The sequence below is a fragment of the Nocardia lijiangensis NBRC 108240 genome (assembly GCF_001613045.1).
Taxonomy (GTDB): domain Bacteria; phylum Actinomycetota; class Actinomycetes; order Mycobacteriales; family Mycobacteriaceae; genus Nocardia; species Nocardia lijiangensis.
Genome location: NZ_BDBP01000212.1, coordinates 1 through 1285, shown reverse-complemented (window position 1 = coordinate 1285; position 1285 = coordinate 1). Strand labels below are relative to the sequence as shown.

Below are 1285 nucleotides of genomic sequence, written 5' to 3'. Positions count from 1 at the left end.
ATTGGCGCGCGCCATCGCGCAAGTGGGCACGGCCGCGGCGAGCGACGACTCGGCCGCGGTGCTCACCGGTGTGCTGGTGGAAGCGGAGGCGACCGCGCTGACGCTCACCGCCACCGACCGGTACCGGTTGTCGACGCGCACCGTGCCGCTGCGGGACGGTGGCGACGAGTGGTCGGCGGTGGTCGCCGCCGCGCCGCTGGCGGCATTGCGGCCGTGGCTGGACTCGATCGAGGAGGTCGTCCTCACTCCGCGCGCATCCGGCATCGCGCTCATCTCCGGCGACACCGAGCACCGCTGCGCCGGAATCGAGGAACCCTTCCCCGACTACCGTGCGGTGCTCGACGGGCTACCCGCCGTGCGCACCCGGGTGCTCGTGGCGCGCGCCGCGCTGCTCGACCTGCTGGAGACGGCCGCGGACGACAGCGTCGTGTGCGACGTCGACGAATCCGGGCTCGCGCTCTCCGGGGCCGTCGCCGCTACCCGGCTGCCCGCCGCGGTCACCGGCGCGCCGATGCATCTCGCGTTCCGGTCGACGGTGCTGCGCCCCGCCGTGGCGAGCGCGATCGGCCCGGATCTGATGGTCGACCTCGCCGCACCCGACCAACCCGTCGTCGTCCGTTCGGCGACCGACGGCGATCTCACCACCCTCGTCATGCCCACATTCGTCCCGAGCGCGGAGGACCACGACCGATGACCGATACCACCATGGACGCGATCACCCACGCGGTCGGGCTCGGCCGCGCGGGCGACCGCGACGCCGCCCGCACGATGCTGACCGAACTGTGGAGCGAACTGGGCCCGCAGGGCGATCCCCTGCATCGCTGCACCCTCGCGCACTACCTCGCCGACCTGCACGACGACGCCGCGCAGGCCCTCACCTGGGACATCCGCGCCCTCGACGCCGCGGACAACCTCACCGACGAACGCGTGCGCCGCCACCACGCCGGCCTGGACGTGCGCGGCTTCTACCCCTCGCTCCACCTGAACCTCGCCGACAACTACCGCCGCCTCGGCTCGTTCGAGGCCGCCGAACGTCAGATCGACGCGGCCCGCGGATGCCTGCACACGCTCGGCGCGGACGAGTACGGCACCCTCGTGCGCCGCGCCGTGGACGAAGTCGCGGAGGCGATCCGAGATGGCAGCACCGAGCCCCGCGCATCCGCTCCCAGCTGACCACCGTGTGATTCGACAGCCATGTTGTCGAGCGGTGACTGACGGGAGGCCGATGTGCGAGTCGCCGGGGTGGCCGATGCGGCGCAATGCCATTCGGAGCCCGGAGCTAGTT

General features: G+C 72.6%; 2 protein-coding genes. Both read left to right on the top strand.

Annotation, left to right across the window (positions count from 1 at the left end; genetic code table 11):
• The coding region (locus NL1_RS35950; protein ID WP_444980028.1) for a DNA polymerase III subunit beta family protein at positions 1-694 on the top strand (694 nt) is incomplete at its 5' end.
• On the top strand, positions 691-1173 hold the full coding sequence (locus NL1_RS35945; RefSeq protein ID WP_067849401.1) for a hypothetical protein: 483 nt from the start codon (positions 691-693) through the stop codon (positions 1171-1173). The genes NL1_RS35950 and NL1_RS35945, both read left to right, overlap by 4 nt.
• The last annotated feature ends 112 nt before the right edge of the window (positions 1174-1285 follow it).

Excerpts from the sequence above, each read along its gene's own strand:
- NL1_RS35945 (WP_067849401.1), top strand. The coding sequence starts at position 691 with ATGACCGATACCACCATGGACGCGATCACCCACGCGGTCGGGCTCGGC.